At 72.0% G+C, this 22718-nt stretch carries 17 protein-coding genes and 1 pseudogene; 6 read left to right on the forward strand and 12 right to left on the reverse strand.

From position 1 onward, the window contains the following. Position 1: 1 nt before the first annotated feature. Positions 2-682: a winged helix-turn-helix transcriptional regulator gene (locus ACIBJC_RS31045; RefSeq protein ID WP_399298160.1), complete on the reverse strand. Its 681-nt coding sequence runs from the start codon at positions 680-682 to the stop codon at positions 2-4. A 69-nt stretch (positions 683-751) separates the two neighbouring features. Here ACIBJC_RS31045 and ACIBJC_RS31050 point away from each other — a divergent pair, with 69 nt between their 5' ends. After that, on the forward strand, positions 752-1963 hold the full coding sequence (locus ACIBJC_RS31050) for a pyridoxal phosphate-dependent aminotransferase (RefSeq protein WP_399298162.1): 1212 nt from the start codon (positions 752-754) through the stop codon (positions 1961-1963). A gap of 538 nt (positions 1964-2501) precedes the next feature. Here ACIBJC_RS31050 and ACIBJC_RS31055 read toward each other — a convergent pair. Beyond that, positions 2502-3233: a hypothetical protein gene (locus ACIBJC_RS31055; RefSeq protein WP_399298164.1), complete on the reverse strand. Its 732-nt coding sequence runs from the start codon at positions 3231-3233 to the stop codon at positions 2502-2504. A 215-nt stretch (positions 3234-3448) separates the two neighbouring features. Between ACIBJC_RS31055 and ACIBJC_RS31060 the strand changes: the two genes are divergently transcribed. Further along, a complete protein-coding gene (locus ACIBJC_RS31060) occupies positions 3449-4606 on the forward strand; it encodes a S1 family peptidase (protein WP_399298166.1) in 1158 nt (385 codons plus the stop codon). A 93-nt stretch (positions 4607-4699) separates the two neighbouring features. Here ACIBJC_RS31060 and ACIBJC_RS31065 read toward each other — a convergent pair whose 3' ends face one another. From ACIBJC_RS31065 to ACIBJC_RS31085, 5 genes are all read right to left on the reverse strand, one after another. After that, the gene (locus ACIBJC_RS31065) at positions 4700-5143 is read right to left on the reverse strand and encodes a hypothetical protein (RefSeq protein ID WP_399298168.1); all 444 of its coding nucleotides are present in this window, start codon (positions 5141-5143) and stop codon (positions 4700-4702) included. A gap of 67 nt (positions 5144-5210) precedes the next feature. Further along, a complete protein-coding gene (locus ACIBJC_RS31070; RefSeq protein ID WP_399298169.1) occupies positions 5211-6458 on the reverse strand; it encodes an SWIM zinc finger family protein in 1248 nt (415 codons plus the stop codon). After that, complete coding sequence (locus ACIBJC_RS31075; protein ID WP_399298171.1) at positions 6455-9403, reverse strand: DEAD/DEAH box helicase; 2949 nt, start codon at positions 9401-9403, stop codon at positions 6455-6457. The genes ACIBJC_RS31070 and ACIBJC_RS31075 overlap by 4 nt, the downstream gene beginning before the upstream one ends. Before the next feature lie 101 nt (positions 9404-9504). Beyond that, positions 9505-10980 carry a carboxylesterase/lipase family protein gene (locus ACIBJC_RS31080; protein ID WP_399298173.1) on the reverse strand — a complete coding sequence of 492 codons (1476 nt, stop codon included), beginning with the start codon at positions 10978-10980 and terminating at the stop codon, positions 9505-9507. A 10-nt stretch (positions 10981-10990) separates the two neighbouring features. Then, entirely contained in the window at positions 10991-12076 is a 1086-nt protein-coding gene (locus tag ACIBJC_RS31085) for a slipin family protein (protein WP_399298175.1), read from the reverse strand. A gap of 283 nt (positions 12077-12359) precedes the next feature. Here ACIBJC_RS31085 and ACIBJC_RS31090 point away from each other — a divergent pair, with 283 nt between their 5' ends. Together ACIBJC_RS31090 and ACIBJC_RS31095 are read left to right on the forward strand one after the other, a co-directional pair. After that, a complete protein-coding gene (locus ACIBJC_RS31090) occupies positions 12360-12701 on the forward strand; it encodes a hypothetical protein (protein ID WP_399298177.1) in 342 nt (113 codons plus the stop codon). A 102-nt stretch (positions 12702-12803) separates the two neighbouring features. After that, positions 12804-13055 (forward strand): annotated as a pseudogene (locus ACIBJC_RS31095) (DUF6343 family protein); the annotation flags it as partial. 165 nt (positions 13056-13220) lie between these two features. Here the strand turns inward: ACIBJC_RS31095 and ACIBJC_RS31100 are convergent. The 5 genes from ACIBJC_RS31100 to rpsA all read right to left on the reverse strand — a co-directional run bounded on the left by ACIBJC_RS31100 (position 13221) and on the right by rpsA (position 18832). Then, positions 13221-13595: a tetratricopeptide repeat protein gene (locus tag ACIBJC_RS31100; protein ID WP_329826119.1), complete on the reverse strand. Its 375-nt coding sequence runs from the start codon at positions 13593-13595 to the stop codon at positions 13221-13223. 107 nt (positions 13596-13702) lie between these two features. Next, complete coding sequence (gene coaE / locus ACIBJC_RS31105) at positions 13703-14308, reverse strand: dephospho-CoA kinase (RefSeq protein ID WP_399298180.1); 606 nt, start codon at positions 14306-14308, stop codon at positions 13703-13705. 113 nt (positions 14309-14421) lie between these two features. Further along, the gene (locus ACIBJC_RS31110) at positions 14422-15366 is read right to left on the reverse strand and encodes a PAC2 family protein (protein WP_399298182.1); all 945 of its coding nucleotides are present in this window, start codon (positions 15364-15366) and stop codon (positions 14422-14424) included. Positions 15367-15497: 131 nt separating this feature from the next. Continuing rightward, positions 15498-17021 (reverse strand): flavin monoamine oxidase family protein, encoded by a 1524-nt coding sequence (locus ACIBJC_RS31115; RefSeq protein WP_399298236.1) that lies wholly within the window; start codon positions 17019-17021, stop codon positions 15498-15500. A gap of 299 nt (positions 17022-17320) precedes the next feature. Further along, positions 17321-18832, reverse strand: a complete 1512-nt coding sequence (gene rpsA, locus ACIBJC_RS31120; protein ID WP_399298184.1) for a 30S ribosomal protein S1 — start codon at positions 18830-18832, stop codon at positions 17321-17323. A 337-nt stretch (positions 18833-19169) separates the two neighbouring features. On the opposite strand from rpsA, the gene ACIBJC_RS31125 reads away from it, so the two are divergent. Continuing rightward, a complete protein-coding gene (locus ACIBJC_RS31125) occupies positions 19170-20072 on the forward strand; it encodes a class I SAM-dependent methyltransferase (protein WP_399298238.1) in 903 nt (300 codons plus the stop codon). A 78-nt stretch (positions 20073-20150) separates the two neighbouring features. Beyond that, positions 20151-22688, forward strand: coding sequence for an ATP-dependent helicase HrpB (hrpB, locus tag ACIBJC_RS31130; RefSeq protein WP_399298186.1), 2538 nt, complete (start codon positions 20151-20153; stop codon positions 22686-22688). Positions 22689-22718 lie beyond the last annotated feature (30 nt).

The raw sequence follows: 22718 nt of genomic DNA on the forward strand, positions 1-22718 counted from the left end.
CTCACTCGCCGCGCAGGATCTTCGCGAGCGTCCCCTCCCCCGTCACCGCGATCCGTCCGTCCCGCACCCCGTCAGCGACCGTCAGCGCGCCCGCGCTCAGCGCGCGGCAGGTGTCGGAGTCCAGGGTGAGGCAGGCGTCAGGGCCGGGCGCTGGACCGTCGCCGTACGCCGGACGGTCGGCGTCCCGTAGCGCTCCGTCGCCCCCGAGCCGCAGGTGGAACACGCCCTCGTCGAGCCGGACTTCCACCACCCCCTCGGTGCCTGGGGCACCGGACGGCCCCGACAGCGCCCGCAGCAGCGGTACCGCGAACCAGTGGGCCCGTACCGCGTCCGTCGGCCGACGCTCGTCCAGCGCCGGAGCGCCCCATTCCGCCAGCGCGGTGAGGACCGGCAGCAGCCCTTGTCCACGCTCCGTCAGTTCGTAGACGTACGCGGCGGCCGGCGGGGGCAGCCTGCGCCGCGTGGCCAGTTCGTCGCGCTCCATGTCCTTCAGCCGGGACGCGAGCACATCCGTGCTGACGCCGGGCAGATCCGCGTGCAGGTCGGTGTAGCGGCGCGGACCCGCCAGCAGTTCACGGACGATCAGCAGGGTCCAGCGGTCGCCCACGGCATCGAGGGCGCGGGCGGCGGCACAGTACTGGTCATAGCTTCGGCGACGTGGCATGCGACGCAGTCTAGACATGTCGTTGGACTTTCCAAGCTCACACTTGGTAAAACCAAGTATCGCATTCAAGGTCGGGGAGGCCACCGCATGGAATTCCGGCAGTCGAGCAAGCTCAGTGAGGTCTGCTACGAGATCCGCGGCCCGGTGATCGAACACGCGGACGCGCTGGAGGAGGCGGGCCACAGCGTGCTGCGCCTCAACACCGGCAACCCCGCGCTCTTCGGGTTCGAGGCGCCGGACGAGATCCTCCAGGACATGATCCGGATGCTGCCGCAGGCGCACGGCTACACGGACTCGCGGGGCATCCTCTCCGCGCGCCGCGCCGTGGCCCAGCGCTACCAGGCCCTCGGGCTGAACGATGTCACGGTCGATGACGTCTTCCTCGGCAACGGCGTCTCGGAGCTGGTCTCCATGGCCGTACAGGCTCTGCTGGAGAACGGCGACGAAGTCCTGATCCCGGCCCCCGACTTCCCGCTCTGGACCGCCGTCACCACCCTGGCGGGCGGGCGGCCCGTGCACTATCTCTGCGACGAGTCCGCGGAGTGGTACCCGGATCTGGACGACATGGCGTCGAAGATCACCGACCGCACCAAGGCCGTGGTGATCATCAACCCCAACAACCCCACCGGCGCGGTCTATCCGCGGGAGATCGTCGAGGGCATCCTCGATCTCGCCCGCCGCCATCAGCTCATGGTGTTCGCCGACGAGATCTACGACCAGATCGTCTACGACGACGCGGTCCACCACACCGCCGCCTCCCTCGCCCCCGACCTGGTCGTCCTCACCTTCAGCGGGCTCTCGAAGACGTACCGCGTGGCCGGTTTCCGCTCCGGCTGGCTCCTCGTCACCGGTCCGAAGCAGCACGCGCGCAGCTATCTCGAAGGGCTCACGATGCTCGCCTCGATGCGCCTGTGCCCCAACGCGCCCGCCCAGTACGCCATTCAGGCCGCCCTCGGCGGGCGGCAGTCCATCAAGGAGCTGACCGCGCCGGGAGGCAGGCTGTACGAGCAGCGCGACCGCGCGTGGGAGAAGCTCAACGAGATCCCCGGTGTGTCGTGCGTCAGGCCGAAGGGCGCGCTGTACGCGTTCCCCCGGCTCGACCCCAAGGTGCACAAGATCCACGACGACGAGCGCTTCGTCCTCGATCTGCTGCTGCGCGAGAAGATCCAGGTCGTCCAGGGGACGGGCTTCAACTGGCCGCGCCCCGACCACTTCCGGATCCTCACCCTCCCGTACGCCGACGATCTCGACGCGGCCATCAGCCGTATCGGACGCTTCCTGGGCGGATACCGCCAGTAACGGAGCCCCGCGTACACGGAAAGCCGGTAACGGAGACCCGCGTCCACGGAAAACCGGTGACGGAGGCCCGCGCACGCGGAAAAAGGAGCGGACCCGGGGGCATAGCCAACCTCCCGGGCCCTGAGATGCCACCCATCTGGCACGCCGGCACGTTTAAGAACCCAGGTCATTCATGAAGTCGCCGCGTCCTGCCTTTGGACCACCGCGCATCGAGCTGCGCAGGCCGGAGTTGAACCGGCATTTCGACGTCCGGGGCCTGGGCCCGTTCGATCCGGCGATCGGCGGCGAATGCTGAGTCTGGAGCAATAGTCTGAGATTGATCGCGGTCTGCCTCTGCCTGTTGGGCTACCGCGGCCCGTCCATCCGTACGGATGTGCCGCGGGGAGGACTCGAACCTCCACTGGAACCGCGCCGTCACGACAAGCTTCAGTTTCAGCTTGCGCTCCTCGCGCACCCCGGCACACACCGGAACAGGGCTCAAGCCCTGCCCCGACGGCCGGGGAATCATGGGGAACTGCTCTGCTTTACCCGAGCGAGACTACCCGAACAGGTAGCCGAATACGGTGTCACCCACCCGCTCGTCGGTGACCTCGGCGCCGTTGGCCTCCTCGCGGGCGAACTTCACCGCCTGCTGAAGCTTCTCCACCCGGTCGAGCAGTTCGTTGACCCGGCGGGCCGGCAGTGACCCGCTGAATTTCACCGTGGTCCAGTAACCGACGGGAATGTCCTCGTAGTACACCTCGACCTGCGCCGGGTGCTTCTCCGTGGCCTCGGCCTTCACATGGTTGCGCGGCACCTTCTTCGTACGGAGGGTGCGCACCGCCTCCGTCTTCCACGCGTCCGTGGACGGGTCCTGGCTCCAGGACTCCGCCGCGTCCAGCACGGGCAGCTTGCGCACAAAGGTGTTGAGGTCGGTGAGCTGCTTCTCCAGGAAGAGCAGGTACGACACCGGCGCGTCGCTCACCAGCACCCGTCCGTCGACGGTGACATCGGCGCGCGCCACGCAGTTCGCCCAGTCCTTGGTGGCGGTCACGTCGAACAGGCGCGTCAGGGTCTTCGCGGTCTCGCGCAGGACGTCCTCGGCCTTGACCTGGACCCGGGTGGACTCGGGCGGAAGCTGCTCGCCCTCCTCGTCCTTCGGCTGGTAGGTACGGGAGATGCCGGCCAGCAGCGCCGGCTTCTGGAGACCGTGATGAGCCGCCGTCAGGTCCTGGTGCGCCTTGGACTTAACACCCTTTTCGACCGCGATTATCTGATTGAGTTTCGCCACGTCGTCGACCCTAACAAGCCAACAACCCGCGATCGAAGGATTAAACGACCGGGCGGAGAGGTGACAGGGAGACCGGTGGAGTGGTGGCCGACGGACAACCGTTGGTATGGACCTGTCACGCATCCTCGGTTACGCTCCGGCTGGCATCGCCTGGAAGCGCTCTCAGGCGCTGCTGTTCCACCCCCACGCTGCTGGAACACAGAAGGGCAACTCCCTTGAGACGTACGACAGTTGTTCGCACCGGTCTCTCCGCGCTCCTCATCCTCGGAACCTGGGTGACCGCCGGGATCTCCCCCGCCGCCGCCACCCCCTCCCCCGCCTCCGATGCCAAGGCCCCGGCCTCCTCGGGCATGCTCACGGCGATGCAGAAGGACCTCGGCCTGACGAAGAGCCAGGCCGTGGCCCGGCTGGCCGCGGAGAAGACCGCGACCGCCGTCGAGACCAAGGCGAAGCGCGCCGCGGGAGCGTCGTACGGCGGCTCCTGGTTCAACCCGGACAGCGGCACGCTGACCGTCGCTGTCACCGACACGGGCAAGGCCGAAGCGATACGGGCGACCGGCGCGACCGTACGCCTGGTCAAGCACAGCGAGCGGCAGCTCGACGCGGCGAAGGACCGCATCGACGCGCTCGCCGACGACGCGCCGGCGGGTGTCAGTGGCTGGCGCGTCGACACCAAGTCCAACCAGGTCGTGGTGGACGTCGTGACCGCGCGGAAGAACGACAACGATGTCCGATCCTTCGTGGCCCAGGCCCGCGAGGCCGGCCCCGTCACGGTCGAGGAGACCGCCGAGGGCGCGAAGACCTTCGCGGCGGGCACGGTCGGCGGCGACCCGTACTACACGGGCAACGTCCGCTGTTCCATCGGCTTCTCGGTGCACGGCGGCTTCGTCACCGCCGGCCACTGCGGCGGGACCGGCTCCCAGGTCAGGGGCTGGGACAACTCGTACATCGGCAACTTCCAGGGCTCGACCTTCCCCGGCAACGACTACGCGTGGGTGAACGTCGGCAGCGGCTGGTGGACCGTTCCGGTCGTCCTCGGCTGGGGCACCGTCTCCGACCAGCTCGTCCGCGGCTCCAACGAGGCCCCCATCGGCGCCTCGATCTGCCGCTCCGGCTCCACGACACACTGGCGCTGCGGCAACGTCCAGGCCAAGAACGTCACGGTCAACTACGCCCAGGGCGCCGTGTACTCCATGACCCAGACCAGCGTCTGCGCCGAGGGCGGCGACTCCGGCGGCTCGTACATCAGCGGTGACCAGGCCCAGGGTGTCACCTCGGGCGGTTCGGGCAACTGCACCAGCGGCGGTACGACCTTCTACCAGCCGATCAAGCCGATCCTCAACCGTTACGGCCTCACCCTGCACACCGCCTGACGTTCCTCGTAAGGCACACGGAAGCCTGTCGCACGGACCGGGCCGGGAAGACCACCCCGGCCCCCGGGCGGCAGGCTTTCCGGCGCGCTCCCATCACGGCGCGCCTTCCCGTCCACCGGAGCCGAAGTGCAGGCTGCCGATCGTGCCGCTCTGGACGACCGCACCGTGATGTGTGCCGCCAGTGACGTTGTTGTGGACCCCGCCGACCTGCTGGGTCGGCAGCCTCGGGTTCAACTCATCCAGCAGCGCCCGCAGTTCAGCCGCCGCCTCCGGGTCCGCGCGCAGGGTGCGGCGCAGTCGGCCGCGCCATTCCGCGTGGAGGTCGTCGACGGCTTCCGTGTCGTCCTCCCGCTGGGCCGCCGTCAGTTCGGCCCGGGTCGCCTCCAGGTCGGCGCCGACGGACTCCGCGGATCCCCAGCCGCGCGCGACGAGGAATCCGGCCACCCGGTCGCGCGCCGCGGTCCAGCCGTCCGTCGCCATCTGCTGGACGAGTGCTGTCGCCCCTGCCGTCGCCAGTGCCACCAACTCGGCTTCCACCGGTCCCCCTTCAACCGCTACGAAATGTGTCCGCTTACCGAAGTACGGGAGTGAACGAGCTTACCGGTCACCGCCCCAGCAGGGCGGTGAGCGCGCCCACCGGGTCGGTGTCCGGGGTGCCACGCGGCCACCAGTCCTCCCGGTCCCGGTCCGACTCGTAGCCGTACCAGAGGCCGTCGCGGCCGAAGCGGAGTTGCAGGGTGCCGGTGGAGAGCTGGTTGCGCCGGGGGCGGAAGTGCGGGAAGTCCGCGGCTATGAGGGCGGGGCGGGCCCGGTCGAAGGGGCCGGCCGGCGGGTCCCAGGGCTCTTCCAGTACGGCCAGTCCCGCCAGGCCGCCCTGGCGCCAGGCGGCGACGGCGCGCGCCAGGTCGGTGGGCGTGCGCGTGAGCGCGGCGGCCAGGTCCCGGTAGAGGGCGCGGGTGGAGGCCGTCAGCCCCGAGCCGGGGTGGGCGGCGGCCAGGCGCACCGCGTCCTGCCAGGGGGTGAGGGCGCCGATCGGGTCGAGGCCCGTGGTAAGGAAGGTGTGCGCGCGGGCCGCGGCCTCGGTGGCGAGGAGGTCGAGGGCGAGCGGATCGGGCGCGCCGGGTGACTGGGGATAGACGGGCGGGCGGCCGGGGTGCGCGGGGACGGGGAACGGCGGCGGGAGCGGTGGGAGCGTGCGCGGGGCGAGGGCGGTCCGCGCGTCGACCGTGGGCATCGGCGGTGCGGTCGTGGTCCGTTCGGCCGCGGAGCGGGCGGCGTTCCGGCGGGTCAGATCGGCGAGGACTTCCTGTTCGCCGCGGCCTCGGAGCAGGAAGAGGACGAACGGGTCCTCGTCCAGGAGCCGGGCCGTCTGGTAGCAGAGGGCCGCCGCGTGTTTGCAGGGGTAGCCGTCGTCGGGGCAGGAGCAGTCCGGGGTGAGGTCGCCCGCGGTGGGCAGCAGATCGGCGGAGGCCGCGAGGGTGTGCGGCATGGCCTTGTCGAGCAGGGCGGCGATGTGGTCGGGGCGGGCCGCGGCGGCGTCGAGAAGGTCCTCCCAGTCGGTGTCGCCGAGGGTGCGGAGCCGGATCTCCGTACGGTACGGGCGCGGCCGGGAGCCGTGGACGTACGCCATGACCCGGCCGGGGGTGACGGTGATCGCGTCGACCTGGCCGCTGCCCGCGTACGTACGGCCGCGCTGGAGCCTGGCGGTGTCGAGGGCGGTGTCCTCCATGGACTCCACCCAGGCGTTGCCCCACCAGGTCTCGGCGAAGTCGCCGTGGTTGCCGGGGCGAGCGGGCAGGGCGGGGAACGTGCGGCGGCGGTCGTCGTGCCGGGGCGGTCGCGTGGGGGTCATGACGGCCTCCGCAGGGAGACCAGATCGCCCAGCTCACGGTCGGTCAGCTCGGTGAGCGCCGTCTCGCCGGAGCCGAGGACGGCGTCGGCCAGGGCCTTCTTGGAGGCGATCATCTCGGCGATCCGGTCCTCGACCGTGCCCTCGGCGATGAGCCGGTGGACCTGTACGGGCTGGGTCTGGCCGATGCGGTAGGCGCGGTCGGTGGCCTGTTCCTCCACGGCCGGGTTCCACCAGCGGTCGAAGTGGACGACGTGGCCGGCCCTGGTCAGGTTGAGCCCCGTGCCCGCCGCCTTCAGCGAGAGGACGAAGACGGGCACCTCACCGGACTGGAACCGGTCGACCATGCGCTCGCGCTCCGGGACGGGCGTACCGCCGTGGAGCAACTGGGACGGGATCGCGCGGGCCGCGAGATGGGCGGAGAGCAGCCGCGCCATCGACACGTACTGGGTGAAGATCAGGACCGAGCCGTCCTCCGTGAGGATGGTGTCGAGCAGTTCGTCGAGCAGGGCGAGCTTGCCGGAGCGGCCGGTCAGCCGGGCGGCGTCCTCCTTCAGGAACTGCGCCGGGTGGTTGCAGATCTGTTTGAGGGAGGTGAGCAGCTTCATCACGAGGCCGCGGCGCGCGATGCCCTCGGAAGCCTCGATCGCGGCCATCGTCTCGCGCACGACCGCCTCGTACAGCGACGCCTGTTCCCGGGTGAGGGCGACGGGGTGGTCGCTCTCGGTCTTGGGCGGCAGTTCGGGCACGATCCCCGGGTCGGACTTCTTCCTGCGCAGCAGGAACGGCCGGACCAGCCGGGCCAGTCGCTCCACCGCCTCCTCGTTGGCGACGTCCTTGAGGTCGGCGCTCTTCGCGTTCTCCACGTTCTCCACGATCCGCGCGTGGCGTGCTCGGAACGCCTTGAGGGGCCCGAGCAGCCCGGGGGTGGTCCAGTCGAGGAGGGCCCACAGCTCGGAGAGGTTGTTCTCCACGGGGGTGCCGGTCAGCGCGACCCTGGCGGGCGCGGGGATCGTACGGAGCGCCTTGGCGGTGGACGAGAAGGGGTTCTTGACGTGCTGCGCCTCGTCGGCGACGACCATGCCCCAGGGGTGCGCGGCCAGGGTCTCGGCGCTGCCGCGCATCGTGCCGTACGTGGTGAGGACGAAGCCGTCCGTCACCTCGTCCAGGGTGCGGCCCGCGCCGTGGAAGCGGTGTACGGGGACGCCGGGGGCGAAGCGGGTGATCTCGCGCTGCCAGTTGCCGAGGAGCGAGGCGGGGCAGACGACCAGCGTCGGGAGGGGGCGGGCGCGGTGCAGATGGAGGGCGATGACCGTGACGGTCTTGCCGAGGCCCATGTCGTCAGCGAGACAGCCGCCGAGACCGAGCGAGGTCATCAGGTCCAGCCAGGCCAGGCCGCGCAGTTGGTAGTCGCGCAGGGTGGCGGCGAGCGCCGCGGGCTGGGGGACCGTCCCCGGTCCTGAGAGGAGCCGGTCGCGCAGCGCCGCCAGCGCGCCCGTGGGAACGGCCTCCACCGTCTCGCCGTCCACGTCGGCCGTGCCGGTGAGGGCGACGGCCAGCGCGTCGACGGGCTCCAGCAGGCCCAGCTCCCGCTTGCGCGCCTTCCGTACGAGGGTGGGATCGATGACCACCCACTGGTCGCGCAGGCGGACGATCGGCCGGTGCGACTCCGCGAGAGCGTCCATCTCCTGCTCGGAGAGCGGGTCGCCGTCGAGCGCCAACTGCCAGTTGAACTTGAGCAGTTCCACACTGTCGAAGAACGGGGTGCCGTCGGTGGCCGAGCCGGGCGCGGGGCGGACGACCGCCGCCGCCGTGAGCGTGCGCGCCAGCTCCCGGGGCCAGTGCACCGCGACGCCCGCTTCCGCGAGGCGGGTCGCCCCGGGCCCGAGCAGCTCGTACAGCTCGTCCTCGGAGAGCGGCAGCGCGTCGGGGACGTCGCGCTCCAGGAGCCGGGCGAGCGGCGTCCAGACGCGGGCGGCGCGGCGCAGCGCCAGCATGGCGTCGATCCGGGCGCGCGGTCCGAAGCTCTCGGCGCCGTCGCCCGCCCAGAGTCCGGCCGCGTCGATGACCAGGGTCGGGTCGGCGAGGCTGTGGATCTGGACGAGCGCGGTCCCGGCGCGGCGCATGTCGGCACCGGTGGTGTCACGGTCACCCGTGATGACGCGGTCCGTGGTGGTGCCGTGGTCGGCCCGGACGGCGGGCGCCGGCTCCGTGTGGTCGAACAGCTCGTACGCCGAGAGGTCGAGGCGCAGCGAGACCCGCACCCCCGCGTCCATGCCGGCCGCCGCCTCGGCCGCCCAGGTCCTGGCGCCCGGCAGGTGCTGCGCGGCCCGCGCGGCGAACGGCGCCCCCGCCGCGTACGCGGCCGCCGGGGTACGGGGCAGGGAGTCGGCCACCGCGTCGAGGAACGCCCGCACCAGCGCTTCCGGTTCGGGCAGCAGGAGCGGTCCGCCGCCCGGCAGCGGTACGGGGTGCGCCTCGGGCGGCATGGCCGCGGCGATGGCGCGCAACTGCGCGATGTCGTCGGCGTCGAGCGGGCCGGCCCGCCAGGCGTCGTGGTCGGAGGCGGTGAGCCCGGGGAGCAGCCGGCCGCGCGCGGCCAACTGGAGCGCGTGGAGCGCGGCGGCGCCCCAGCAGGCCGACGCCGGGTGGGCCGTCCTGTCGCGCCGGGCACGGACCAGCAGCGGGACCGCGTCGGCGACGGACATCAGCACCACGGGAACCGTGACCGTACGGACACCGGCACCGCCGGCCTCGTCCCCGCCGCCACCCAGGCCACCGGCGTCCCCGTCCCCGCCGTCGCGCCGTACGACCGTCAGCTCGTCCCCCGGCGCTTCGGGCAGCTCCCCGTCCGGGGCCCAGAAGGCGACCCGGCCCTCACGCGGCAGCCCCGCGGGCAGGAATACGGCCGCGTAGCGCACCAGCCCCGCAGTCCCGTGCACGGTCATGGTCCTTCCCCCTCCCGCTCCGCATCGGCCAGGATCCGATTTACTTCTGCGAGTCTAGGCGGGGGGTCTGACACTGCCCCTCGGCAGAGCCTTTCCGCAGGTCAGCGCAGCCCGTCCCAGAGTTCGCGCTCCCGCGCCCGGGGGTCGCACACGGGCGCGGAGACGGCGCCGGGACCACCGCCGAACACCATCGTCGTCCGGGTGTCCCGGTCGTACGGCTCCCAGCCCGGGTCGCCGGTCCGCGCGAACGCCACCCACGCCCGGTGCATCGCGTCCGCGAGGTGCCCGGGCGGCCGGTCGCCGAGCATCGGGGCGTACGCCGGGTGGCCGGGGCGGTCGAAGACGAACCCCAGCTCCGCGCCGTGGCAGGCGCCGAGCAGGCCGCCGTGGCGCGGGGAGCGCCAGGCGAACTCGTACAGATACGAGCCGGGCACGGACTCGGCGAGGCGGATCGCGGGGATCCGGTAGAACCAGTCCGTGGCCAGGGCGTCGAACACCTCGCCCGGGCCCGCGCCGGGCCGTGCCGCCCGGTAGAGGTCCAACGCCGGGCCGGGGTCGAGCCCGTACGCGGCGGCGGTCGCGCGCAGCTTGGCCTCCGGAAGCGCGTCCAGCCGCCCGGTGGGCACGAGGAAGAGCCGGTACTCCTCGCGGTTGCTGCCGGCCAGCAGCCGGACACCGTTTCCGGGGCCCGGCAGGGGCAGCTCCGTGAGGACCGGTTCGAACGGCATCATGTTGAGCGCCGCCTCACCCCACAGCGCGGGGTCGGAACGCGCGCCGATCTCCGCGCGCAACTCGCTCTGCGCGGACAGCAGCCGGGCCTGGGGGACGGCGGCGAAGGCGTCGGCGGTGGGCGGTACGGAGAGTTTCCGGGCCAGCCGGGCCGTGATCAGCCGTGCCGACGCGGGGCGCAGGAAGTGATGGGCCGCGCCGCTCTGAAGGATCGCGCCGTGGAAGAGCCCTCGCGCGCGCTCCATGGTGAGCAGGACACCGATGCTCATCGCTCCGGCCGACTGTCCGAAGAGGGTGACCCGGTCCGGGTCACCTCCGAAGGAGGCGATGTTCTCCCGTACCCACTCCAGAGCGGCGATCTGGTCGAGCAGCCCCCTGTTGTCCGGTACGCCGTCGAGATGGAGGAAGCCTTCGACGCCGAGCCGGTAGTTGATCGTCACGCACACCACGCCGTCGCGGGCGAACGTTCCGCCGTCGTACCCGGGCAGCGACCCCGAACCGTTCACGAAGGCCCCGCCGTGCACCCACACCATGACCGGAAGCCGGGCCTCCGGGTCGGGCGCGGGGGTCCAGACATTCAGATTGAGGCAGCTCTCCCCCGGCCCGCCCGGGACGGTGTGCTGCGGCAGGAGGGCGTCGAGGGGCGGCGCGTACGGGGCCTGCGGCGCCGTCGGACCGTAGGTGAGCGCCGACCGGATGCCCTCCCAGGGTTCGACGGCCACCGGCGGGCCGAAGCGCGGGGCGCTCGCGTACGGCATCCCCAGGAAGGCCACCACCGGCGGAGTCGGGGCCGGGCGCCCGCGCACCCTGCCCTGCCGGGTCGCGCGGACCGGACCCTGGAGCACCATGCCCCGCGGGTCAGACGTGCGGCTGGACGTGGGGCCTGGCCGGTGGCGACGTGTCGGGGGCGGCAAGACGCTCCCTCAGCGCGTCCGGCTCCGGATCGTCCACCGGTCCCGGTCCAGGTCCCGGTCCAGGTCCCGGTCCCGGTCCAGGTCCAGGTCCAGGTCCAGGTTCCGGATCCTCGACGGCCTCGTACGGCTCGGTCGAAGGCGTTGGAGGCTCCGGCGCGGCAGGGGTGACAGGCGCGGCAGGGGTCTCCGGGGCGGCGGGGGCGGCGGTCTCTGCGGCTCCGGAAGCCTCGGCGACCCCGGAGACCGCCTGTACCGCCTGTACGGCCTCGGCGGGCGTGGCGCGCTCCAGGAAGCGCAGCAGTTCGACGGGGAAGGGCAGGACGAGGGTGGAGTTCTTCTCCGCGGCGACGGCCACGACCGTCTGGAGCAGCCTGAGCTGCAGCGCCGCGGGCTGCCCGGACATCTGCTTGGCGGCCTCGGAGAGCTTCTTGGACGCCTGGAGCTCCGCGTCCGCGTTGATGACCCGCGCCCGCCGCTCCCGGTCGGCCTCCGCCTGGCGTGCCATCGACCGCTTCATCGTCTCCGGCAGCGACACGTCCTTGATCTCGACCCGGTCGATCTGGACGCCCCAGCCGATCGAAGGGCTGTCGATCATCAGCTCCAGGCCCTGGTTGAGCTTCTCCCGGTTCGACAGCAGGTCGTCCAGGTCGCTCTTGCCGATGATCGAGCGGAGCGAGGTCTGGGCCATCTGCGAGACCGCGAACCGGTAGTCCTCGACCCTGATCACCGCGTCGGCCGCGTCGACCACCTTGAAATAGATCACGGCGTCCACGCGCACGGTGACGTTGTCGCGGGTGATGCCGTCCTGGGCGGGCACCGGCATCGTCACGATCTGCATGTTGACCTTGTGGAGCTTGTCCACGAAGGGGACGACCGTGGTGAATCCGGGGCCCCTGATTCCTTCTCTCAGCCGGCCGAGACGGAGGACCACACCCCGTTCGTACTGTTTGACGACCCGGGCCGCCGCCATGGCGTACAGCCCGCACGCGCAGATGACGGCTATGACCGCGATGACCAGTTCCTCGACCATGATGGGCCCCCTGACGCCAGACGCCGGACCGAGGTGCTAATAACCACGGTATGCCCTGTATGACCCGGTGGTCGAGACACGCGGAGCAGGAAGATACCGGCGCGTAGCCCGACCGGCCGCGCTCACGGTGCCGCGGCGGCGTCCATCCGGCAGGGTGACCAGCACATGCCCGCTTCCGGTCGGTCTCCCGCCCGTTTCCCGCCTTCCCTCCGCCCGCTTCCCGCCGCCCGCTTCCCGCCCTCTTCCGCCCTCCTTCCGCAGCTTCCGAGACGAGGACCCGCCCATGTCCGTGACCGATCACCGGCGCCTCGGCATCGCCGCCGGGGCCGCGCTCCTGACCCTCGCCGTCGCGGGCTGTTCCGGTTTCGGCCGGGCGGCGGTGGGGACCATCACGTACGACACCGGCCGCAAGGTCCATGTCCAGGTGACCACCCCGTCGGTCACGGGCTGCCACAAGCTGAGGCCCGTCGGTGCCGTGTCGATCACGAACCGCACCGTGCTCGATCTCGTCGCGTACCCGACGGCCGACTGCACCGGCACGAGCACGACCTACATCGCCACGACGCTGTCCGATGTGATCGCTCCCGGCGCGGGCCCGTGGCGGAGCTACGCCATCGTGCACTGACATCGCCCGTGCACCCCCGTACAACGGGGCCACGGCGACGTTCACCGGTGCGCGTTCCCGGGTACACCAGGGATGAGGGCCGGAACGGGAGGTGCGAGAGCCATGCGCACCGGTAGTGAACCTGTCACCGCGCGCAGTGCGCTGCGGATGCGGTTCTGGCTGAGTCTGTGGGGGCTGGTCTGGACCGCCCTCGGTACGGCGGCGTTCGCCGTGGCCGGGAGACCTGGCTGGGCGGCGGCGTGCGGCGTGCTGGTGCTGATCGTCGCGACCGATCTGGCCGTGGTCCTGGTACGGATCCGGCAGGGGGCGCGCTTCCAGCCGGGCCGGGATGTCCCCCCGTACCCACCGGATCACGCCCCCTACCCGACGCTCACGCAGGACCGGGAGCGCATCCGGGACCTGGAGCGTCATCGGATGCGCCGGCGCCACCGCATCGGCCACCGCACCACGTGACCTCTTCGGACGTACCTGACCTCGTTGTCAGACGTACCCGACCTGGTTGATCCACGTGTGGTTGATCTACGTGTCCGACGCGTTCGAGTCGAAGCGGGCCGCCTGCAGATACTCCGGCTTGGGGTCCAGCGCCGCCGCGAGCCTGAAGTGGCGCTTCGCCTGCTCGGGCCGCCCCGACCGCTCGAACGTCCGGGCCAGCGCGAAGTGCGCGAACGCGTTGTCCGGCTCCCGCTCCAGGACGAGTTCGAATTCCAGCTCGGCGGGGCGCAGTTGGGCGGCGGCGAAGAACGCACGGGCCCGCAGCAGCCGGGCCGCGGTGTTCTCGGGATGGGACGCGATCACCGAGTCCAGCAGTTTGACGGCCCCGCGCGGGTCGCGCGCGGCGAGAAGCTGCTCCGCCGCGCGGTAGTCGATGATGTGGGTCTCCGGGCTCTCTGGCACGTTCGCATCCTTCCCTGACTTCGCGCTCTCAACGCCGCACGCGGCGACGCTATTCCTCACACCGTTCCCCCCGCGCACCGGCGCCCGCTCCCCGGCGTGCACCCGGGTCAGCCGTGCGCCGCGGCGCGTTCGGTCGCGGTCCGCCAGACCTCGCGGACCTGCGGCTCCAGCCGCTCCAGCGGACCGTCGTTGTCGATGACGAGGTCGGCGACGGCGCGGCGCGCCTCGCGGGTGGCCTGGGCCGCCATCCGCTCGCGCGCCTCGCGCTCCGTCATCCCGCGCAGCCGTACGAGCCGGTCGAGCTGGGTCTCGGGGGTGGCGTCGACGATCACGACGAGGTCGTACAGGGCCGCCATGCCGTTCTCGACGAGCAGGGGTACGTCGTGGACCACGATCGCGTCCGGGCCCGCCGCCGCCTCCAGCTCGGCCGAGCGCGCCCGCACCAGGGGGTGCACGATCGCGTTCAGCGCCCGCAGCCGCTCCGGGTCGCCGAAGACGATCCGGCCCAGTCCCGGCCGGTCGAGAGCGCCTTCGGCAGTGCGGACGTCCGGACCGAACTCGGCAATCACGGCCGCCAGCCCCGGTGTTCCCGGCGCCACCACCTCCCGTGCGATCCGGTCGGAGTCGATCAGCACCGCCCCGTATCCGGTCAGCAGACGGGAGACCTCGCTCTTTCCCGAACCGATTCCGCCGGTAAGTCCCAACCTCAGCATGGAGCCAGCCTAGAGCCTCGCGAAAAACCCCAGGCCGGCTCCACACCGACCGGTCCTCCACACCGACCGGTCGAAGGCGGCCGGGCGTCACACTCCGCCAAGGCGGCCTGGCGTCACGCTCCGGCGTCGCCCTCCCGCTCCGCGAGGAACTTCTCGAACTCGCGGCCGATCTCGTCGGCCGACGGCAGCTCCGCCGGCTCGGCGACCAGGCTGCCCCGGGTCTCGGCGCCCGCCATCGCGTCGTACTGGTGCTCAAGCCCCTGCACCATCGTGACCAGTTCCTCGTCCCCCTCGCCGAGCTGCCGCTCGATCTCGGTCTGGGTGCGCTGCGCCTCCGTACGCAGGGAGTGCGCGACGCTCGGCAGCACCAGCCCCGTCGCGGCCGTGATCGCCTCCAGGGCGGTCAGCGCCGCGTCCGGGTACGAGGACCTGGCGACGTAGTGCGGGACGTGCGCGGCGACGCCGAGCACGTCGTGCTCCGTCTCCATCAGCCGGTACTCGACCAGCGATTCGGCACTGCCCGGTACCTGGGCCTCGTCGAACGGGCCACGGTGGCCCGGCATGAGGTCGGTGCGGTTGCCGTGCGGGGTGATGCCGACGGGGCGCGTGTGCGGCACACCCATCGGGATGCCGTGGAAGTTGACGGACAGCCGTACGCCGAGGCGTTCGACGATCTGCCGCACGGCCACCGCGAAGCGCTCCCACTCCACGTCAGGCTCGGGGCCCGACAGCAGCAGGAACGGGGCGCCCGTGGCGTCCTGGACCAGCCGTACGTCGAGCGTGGGCGTCTCGTAGTCCGTCCAGCGGTCCCGCCGGAACGTCAGGAGCGGGCGCCGCGCGCGGTAGTCGACCAGCCTGTCGTGGTCGAAACGGGCCACCACCTGGTGGGGCAGCGACTCCAGCAGGTTCTCGACGATCTGGTCGCCGGTCTCCCCCGCGTCGATGTAGCCGTCGAAGTGGTACAGCATGACCAGGCCCGCCGACTCCTGCGCCAGCGCCATGTCGACGACGGCGAGGCCCTTGGGCTCCCACTCGTACAAACCCTGCGGATCAAGCACGGTTACCGCTCCTCCTCGTGTTCATAACGAAGAACGCGTCATGGGGCGCAGGCATTCCCCACGCCCCACCCCGCTAACCCATCCGACCCGTCCAACCCGTCCGACGCGTCGACCCGTCCGACCCGCCACGGTCAGGCGAGCACCCGCGTGTGCAGCGCCATGACGGCCCGGCGGGCGGAGGTGAAGGCACCGTGCTGCCAGGCGTCGGCGTACGAGAGGTAGTCACCGGCGAAGTAGACATGTCCCGTCGGCTTGTTGAGCGGGTCGAAGACCGGTGCGTCGGGGCCCCCGGCCAGGGAGTGCCAGGAGGCCTCCAGATAGGGGGTTTGCCGCCAGTGGTGCGAGAAGGAGGACACCAGCTCGCTGCGGTACTTCTCCCCGTGGATCTTCACGCCCTGGGCCACTGCGCGCGCCTCGCGCCCGCTCGGGGTGAGCCGTGCGTACGCGTCGGCCTGGGCGCCCGTGTTGTAGTAGCCGACGATCACGCCGCGTCGGCCGTGGTGCCCGTGCGACGGGTACCAGACATGGGCCAGATCGAGATCGGTCTCGGTGATGCCGCCGTATATCCGGTGGTCGGTCTCCCACCAGCGGTTGCGGTACTCCAGGCCGATCTTCCCGGCCGAGGAGGGCGTGCACGCCTCCAGCGCGCTCTGGACGCCCGCGCCCAGGTTGTGCGCGGTCGTGGCGAGGATGTTGGGCGGCAGCGCGGCGACGCAGTAGTCGGCGTCGAGGGTACGGGTGCGGCCGTCGCTCCGGTACGTGACGGTCACGCCGCGGGCCTTGTCGGTGATGTCCCGGACGACGGCGCCGGTCTGGATACGCCGCTCGCCGACCGCGCGGGTCAGCGCCGCCGGTATGCGGTCCATGCCGCCGACGGGCTGGAACATCAGCATCGCCTGGTCGTAACCGAATTCGAACGAGAAGTACCGGCCGACCCCGCTGGCGAAGACCTCGGACGCGGTGGGTACGGAGCCGAGTTCGACCCCGGGGGTGCCCGCGGCGGCCGGGTCCACGCGGTAGCCGCGCCGCTCGCTGCCGCCGTAGGAGAGTTCGGCGCCGATGTCCCCGAAGCTCCTGAGGAATTCGAGCAGCCGCTCCCGGTCCTCGGCGGTCAGCTCCGTGTCGAGCGCGCCCTTTCCGGTGGCCTTGGCGAGCAGTTCGGAGACATAGCCGTACACGTCGGCCTTGGCGGTGCGGTAGCGGACGGGGGCCGTCATGCCGGCCTTCTCGTTGAAGAGGTACGCGTTGGCGTTGGTGTTGGTGAACACCTCTATGGGGACACCCAGTTCACGGCAGTAGTCCAGGGTGACCATCCACTGCGGGATCCGGGCGGGCCCCGCGTTCAGGTACTGCCCGTCGCCGAACCGCGCCGTCTGGCGGTTGCCGTACACGTCGACGCTGGAATCCCCGCCGCGTACGGTGAAGTTACGCCCGCCGGTGCGGTCCCTGGCCTCCAGGACCGTACAGTCGTACCCCGCCTTGCCCAGTTCGTAGGCGGCGGTCAGACCGGCTATGCCGCCGCCGACGATGACGACCGAGGCGGCGCCTCTGCCGGTGAGGGTGAAGTCCCCGGTGCGGGGCGCGCGGAAGACGGGTTCGCGGCTCGCGGCCTCGGCGGTGGGGGCGAGCCCCAGGGCCCCCATGGTGGCGAGCATCGCGCCCGCTCCCCCGGTGACGCCTACCTGTTGCAGAAAGGTGCGACGGCTGGTGCCCGTGGTGGTGTGCGGCGCATGCCTCATGTCCCGGTACCCCTTCCGATCCTCAGGTGTGCCGGGATCCTGGCAAGGGTGTGTTACGGGCCGTCGGACGGTCCTGTGTCCCCCTCGTTGCGGACATCGAACGGCCGATACCGGTCGGTGGGCATCCTGCGCCGGACATGCGTAAGGCCCGCTCCCCGAGAGGAACGGGCCTTACGTTCAAGCGGTCCTGCTACCTACCACACACTGCCGGAGCGTCAGCTCTGGCCGCCGGCCAGCTTCTCGCGCAGCGCGGCCAGGGCCTCGTCCGACGCCAGGGCGCCGGAGTTGTCCGCCGACTCCGAGGAGTACGAGCCACCGCCACCGGAGGCGGCCGGAGCGCTGCCCCCGCCGGCGGGCGCGGCAGCACCCTCGGCAGCGGCGGCCTCGTCGGCCTCGCGGGACTTGATGACCTGGGCCTGGTGCTGCTCGAAGCGCGACTGCGCCTCGGCGTACTGGCCCTCCCACGCCTCGCGCTGGGTCTCGAAGCCTTCGAGCCAGTCGTTGGTCTCGGGGTCGAAGCCCTCGGGGTAGATGTAGTTGCCCTGGTCGTCGTAGGACGCGGCCATGCCGTAGAGCGTCGGGTCGAACTCGACCGAGGCCGGGTCGCCGCCGAAGGACTCGTTGGCCTGCTTCAGCGAGAGGCTGATGCGGCGGCGCTCCAGGTCGATGTCGATGACCTTGACGAAGATCTCGTCGTTGACCTGGACGACCTGCTCCGGGATCTCCACGTGGCGCTCGGCCAGCTCGGAGATGTGGACCAGACCCTCGATGCCCTCGTCGACGCGCACGAACGCACCGAAGGGAACGAGCTTGGTGACCTTGCCGGGAACGACCTGGCCGATCTGGTGCGTCCGGGCGAACTGCTGCCACGGGTCTTCCTGCGTCGCCTTGAGCGACAGGGAGACACGCTCGCGGTCCATGTCCACGTCGAGAACCTCGACGGTGACTTCCTGGCCGACCTCGACAACCTCGGAGGGGTGGTCGATGTGCTTCCAGGACAGCTCGGAGACGTGCACGAGACCGTCGACGCCGCCGAGGTCCACGAACGCACCGAAGTTGACGATCGAGGAGACGACGCCGGAGCGGACCTGGCCCTTCTGCAGGGTCGTGAGGAAGGTCTGGCGGACCTCGCTCTGGGTCTGCTCCAGCCAGGCACGGCGGGACAGGACCACGTTGTTGCGGTTCTTGTCCAGCTCGATGATCTTGGCCTCGAGCTCCTTGCCCACGTAGGGCTGGAGGTCGCGGACGCGGCGCATCTCGACGAGGGAGGCCGGCAGGAAGCCACGGAGGCCGATGTCGAGGATGAGACCACCCTTGACGACCTCGATGACGGTACCGGTGACGATCCCGTCCTCTTCCTTGATCTTCTCGATCGTGCCCCAGGCGCGCTCGTACTGCGCACGCTTCTTGGACAGGATGAGACGGCCTTCCTTGTCCTCCTTCTGGAGAACCAGGGCCTCGATCTCATCGCCCACGGCGACGACCTCATTGGGGTCGACGTCGTGCTTGATGGAAAGCTCGCGGGACGGGATGACGCCTTCGGTCTTGTAACCGATGTCGAGCAGGACCTCGTCCCGGTCGACCTTCACGATGACGCCGTCGACGATGTCGCCGTCGTTGAAGTACTTGATCGTCTCGTCGATCGCGGCGAGGAAGGCTTCCTCGTTACCGATGTCGTTGACCGCAACCTGCGGGGTGGTGGCGGTGGTCTCGGTGCTGCTCGTCATGTGGGAAAGGGCTCCGGTGCGGACAGTGAGTCGTAGGTACTGCTACGCCGGGAGCCCGTATCGCCACCTGCAAGAACCCGGACAGCCAAGTTCGCGCCGCCCCCGAAAAACCGGGGAAAGCGCCTCGCCGACCGAGGAAAACGTACTTACAGAGTGCGAGCGCGGCTGCTACGTCTGAGGCGCGCAAGCCCGCAGCGCAACCTTTAGCATACGGGGGCATCCGGGCACGGTCAATGCGCGAAGGCGCACACCCGGGGCGGAACGCCCCATACCCGGCACAAACTGCGTTTGATGAGGCCACAAGGGCCTCCGCCCGCACCCTACGACGACGGACATGATGATCCAAGAAGAGCGCGAACAGGCCGAGCAGGCAGCCGAGCCGACAGCCGTACAGGCGGCGGCACCGGAGGCGGCACCCGGCACCGGCGGGCCGGAGACCGAACCCGAGGCCACCCGCCGTGACTCCGGGGAGACGGAGAGCAGCCGCGCCAACCGGGGCTGGTGGGACAGGAACGCCGACGACTACCAGGTCGAGCACGGCAGCTTCCTCGGCGACGACCGCTTCGTCTGGTGCCCCGAAGGGCTCGACGAGGTGGAGGCCGAGTTGCTGGGCCCGGCCGAGGAACTGCGCGGCCGGGACGTCCTGGAGATCGGGGCGGGCGCCGCGCAGTGCTCGCGCTGGCTGGCGGCGCAGGGCGCGCACCCGGTGGCGCTGGACCTCTCCCACCGCCAGCTCCAGCACGCGCTGCGCATCGGGGAGGACCATTCCCTCACCTTCCCGCTGGTGCAGGCCGACGCGGGGACGCTGCCGTTCCGGGACGGCTCCTTCGACCTGGCCTGCTCGGCGTACGGCGCGATCCCCTTCGTCGCCGACCCGGTGAAGGTGTTCCAGGAGGTACGGCGCGTCCTGCGGCCGGGCGGGCGCTGGGTCTTCTCGGTGACGCACCCGGTGCGCTGGGCGTTCCCCGACGAGCCGGGGCCCGAGGGCCTGACGGCCACGGCGTCGTACTTCGACCGCACCCCGTACGTGGAGCAGGACGAGGCGGGGCACGCGGTCTACGTGGAGCACCACAGGACCCTCGGCGACCGGGTGCGCGACGTGGTGAGCGGCGGCTTCCGGCTGGTCGACGTGGTGGAGCCGGAGTGGCCGGTGTGGAACACGCAGGAGTGGGGCGGCTGGTCCCCGCTGCGCGGCGCGCTGATCCCGGGCACGGCGATCTTCGTCTGCGAGCGCGACTGAGGGCCGAGGACTGAGGTACGCCGCCGAGGTAAGAGGTACGAGGCGGAAGCGACGGGCGGCACCGGCGACACTGGGCGGGTGATCCGCGACGACATCCTCGGCAGCCTGCCCGTACGTACCGCCGTCCCCGCGCTGGAGCGCGCCCTCGACACGCACGGCTGCGCGGTGCTGTGCGCGCCACCGGGCACGGGCAAGACGACGCTGGTGCCCCTGGTCCTGGCCGGGCTGCTCGGGGAGGGCCCCGTACGCCGGGTGATCGTCGCGGAGCCCCGGCGGATCGCGGCACGCGCGGCGGCCCGCCGGATGGCCTGGCTGCTGGGCGAGCGGGTCGGGGAGCGCGTCGGTTTCACCGTGCGCGGGGAGCGCGCGGTGGGGCGCGGCATGGTGGTGGAGGTGGTGACCACCGGGGTGCTGCTGCAACGCCTCCAGCGCGATCAGGAGCTGGCCGGGGTCGACGCGGTGATCCTCGACGAGTGCCATGAGCGTCATCTCGACGCGGACACCGTGGCGGCCTTCCTGCTGGACGTACGGGCCGCGCTCCGCCCCGAGCTGCGGCTGGTGGCGGCCTCCGCGACCACCGACGCGCAGGGGTGGGCGCGGCTGCTGGGGGACGCGCCGGTGGTGACGGCGAGCGGTGTGTCGCACCCGGTGGAGACGGTGTGGGCGCCGCCCTCGGCCCCCGTACGGCCGCCGCACGGGATGCGGGTCGATCCGGCGCTGCTGACGCATGTGGCGTCGGTGGTGCGCCGGGCGCTGGCCGAGCGCGACGGCGACGTGCTGTGTTTCCTGCCCGGGGTGGGCGAGATCGGCCGGGTGGCCGGGCTGCTCGGGGAGTGCGGCGCCGAGGTGCTCCAGGTGCACGGCCGGGCGCCCGCCGCCGTGCAGGACGCGGTGCTGGCGGGCTCGTCGGCGGGGCGCCGGGTGGTGCTGGCCACGGCGGTGGCCGAGTCGAGCCTGACGGTGCCGGGGGTACGGGTGGTCGTGGACGCCGGGCTGGCGCGCGAGCCCCGTACGGATCACGCGCGGGGGCTGAGCGCGCTGACGACGGTACGGGTGTCGCAGGCGGGCGCCGGGCAGCGCGCGGGGCGGGCCGGGCGCGAGGCCCCCGGGACGGTCTACCGCTGCTGGTCCCAGGCCGAGGACGGCCGGCTGACGCGCTTCCCCTCCCCCGAGATCAAGGTCGCGGATCTGGCGGCGTTCGCGCTCCAGGCGGCGTGCTGGGGCGACCCGTCGGCGGAGGGGCTCGCACTGCTGGACGCGCCACCCGCGGGGGCGCTGGCGGCGGCGCGCTCCGTACTGGCCGCGATCGGCGCGGTGGACGGGGACGGCCGGGCCACGGAGCGGGGCGTACGCATGGCGGGGCTCGGTCTGCACCCCCGGCTCGCGCGGGCGCTTCTGGACGGCGCGCGGCAGGTGGGCGCGCGCCGGGCGGCGGAGGTGGTGGCGCTGCTGAGCGAGGAGCCGCCGAGGGCATACGGGGACGACCTGGCGGCAGCGTGGCGTACGGCGCGGAGGGGCGCCGGGAGCGGGGCCGGCAGCGGGGGTTCGAACGGGGACGCGTACGCGGCGCGCTGGCGCCAGGAGGTGCGGCGGCTGTCCTCCTCGGTGACAGACGCGCGTCCAAAAGCCGGGGCCGGGTCCGACGATGCCGCCGCCGGGCTGGTCACCGCGCTCGCCTTCCCCGAGCGGGTCGCGCGGGCGCGGGGCGAGGGGGCGTTCCTGATGGTCTCGGGTACGGGGGCCGAACTGGGCCAGGGGTCGGGGCTGCGGAGTGCGGGCTGGCTGGCGGTGGCGGTCGCGGACCGGCCCGCCACGGCGGCGTCTGCGCGGGTACGGCTGGCCGCCGTCATCGACGAGGACACCGCGCGGGAAGCGGCGGGCCACGCGTACGCGGAGGGCGAGGAGGTCGGCTGGGAGGGCGGCGAGGTGGTGGCCAGGCGGGTGGCGCGGCTGGGCGCGGTGGAGTTGTCCGTACGCCCGTTGCGGCAGCCGGACCCCGGTCTCGTACGGCAGGCCCTGCTGGCCGGTCTGGAGCGGGAGGGGCTGGGGCTGCTGCGCTGGACGCGCGACGCCGAGGGGCTGCGCGAGCGGCTGGGGTTCCTCCACCGGGAGCTGGGCGGCGGCTGGCCGGACGTCTCGGACGGGGCGCTGCTGGGGCGGGCGGACGCGTGGCTGGAGCCGGAGCTGTCCCGGGCCCGGCGCCGCGCGGATCTGGGGCGGCTGGACGCGGGGCAGGCGCTGCGGCGGCTGCTGCCGTGGGCGAGCGGGGAGGCGGCGCGCCTGGACGAGCTGGCGCCGGAGCGGATCGAGGTGCCGAGCGGTTCGCGCGTACGGGTGGAGTACGGGGGGCCGCAGCCCGTGCTGGCGGTGAAGCTCCAGGAGTTGTTCGGGCTGCGGGACACGCCCCGGGTGGCCGGGGAGGCGGGCGTTCCGGTGCTGGTGCACCTGCTCTCGCCGGCGGGGCGGCCCGCGGCGGTGACGGCGGACCTGGCGTCGTTCTGGCAGGACGGCTACCGGGCGGTGCGGGCGGAGTTGCGGGGCCGCTATCCGCGCCATCCCTGGCCGGAGGACCCGTCGACGGCGGTGGCGACGCGCCGTCTGAACAACCGGCGCTGAGGGACGGCGGCGCCCCGGGCAGCCGGAAGG

Source organism: Streptomyces sp. NPDC050509, from assembly GCF_044457965.1.
Classification (GTDB): domain Bacteria; phylum Actinomycetota; class Actinomycetes; order Streptomycetales; family Streptomycetaceae; genus Streptomyces.

Coding starts and splice junctions, on each gene's coding strand:
- ACIBJC_RS31045 (WP_399298160.1), bottom strand. CDS start 682: ATGTCTAGACTGCGTCGCATGCCACGTCGCCGAAGCTATGACCAGTAC.
- ACIBJC_RS31050 (WP_399298162.1), top strand. CDS start 752: ATGGAATTCCGGCAGTCGAGCAAGCTCAGTGAGGTCTGCTACGAGATC.
- ACIBJC_RS31070 (WP_399298169.1), bottom strand. CDS start 6,458: ATGACCCCCACGCGACCGCCCCGGCACGACGACCGCCGCCGCACGTTC.
- ACIBJC_RS31075 (WP_399298171.1), bottom strand. CDS start 9,403: ATGACCGTGCACGGGACTGCGGGGCTGGTGCGCTACGCGGCCGTATTC.
- ACIBJC_RS31080 (WP_399298173.1), bottom strand. CDS start 10,980: ATGGTGCTCCAGGGTCCGGTCCGCGCGACCCGGCAGGGCAGGGTGCGC.
- ACIBJC_RS31085 (WP_399298175.1), bottom strand. CDS start 12,076: ATGGTCGAGGAACTGGTCATCGCGGTCATAGCCGTCATCTGCGCGTGC.
- ACIBJC_RS31090 (WP_399298177.1), top strand. CDS start 12,360: ATGTCCGTGACCGATCACCGGCGCCTCGGCATCGCCGCCGGGGCCGCG.
- coaE (WP_399298180.1), bottom strand. CDS start 14,308: ATGCTGAGGTTGGGACTTACCGGCGGAATCGGTTCGGGAAAGAGCGAG.
- ACIBJC_RS31115 (WP_399298236.1), bottom strand. CDS start 17,021: ATGCTCGCCACCATGGGGGCCCTGGGGCTCGCCCCCACCGCCGAGGCC.
- rpsA (WP_399298184.1), bottom strand. CDS start 18,832: ATGACGAGCAGCACCGAGACCACCGCCACCACCCCGCAGGTTGCGGTC.
- ACIBJC_RS31125 (WP_399298238.1), top strand. CDS start 19,170: ATGATCCAAGAAGAGCGCGAACAGGCCGAGCAGGCAGCCGAGCCGACA.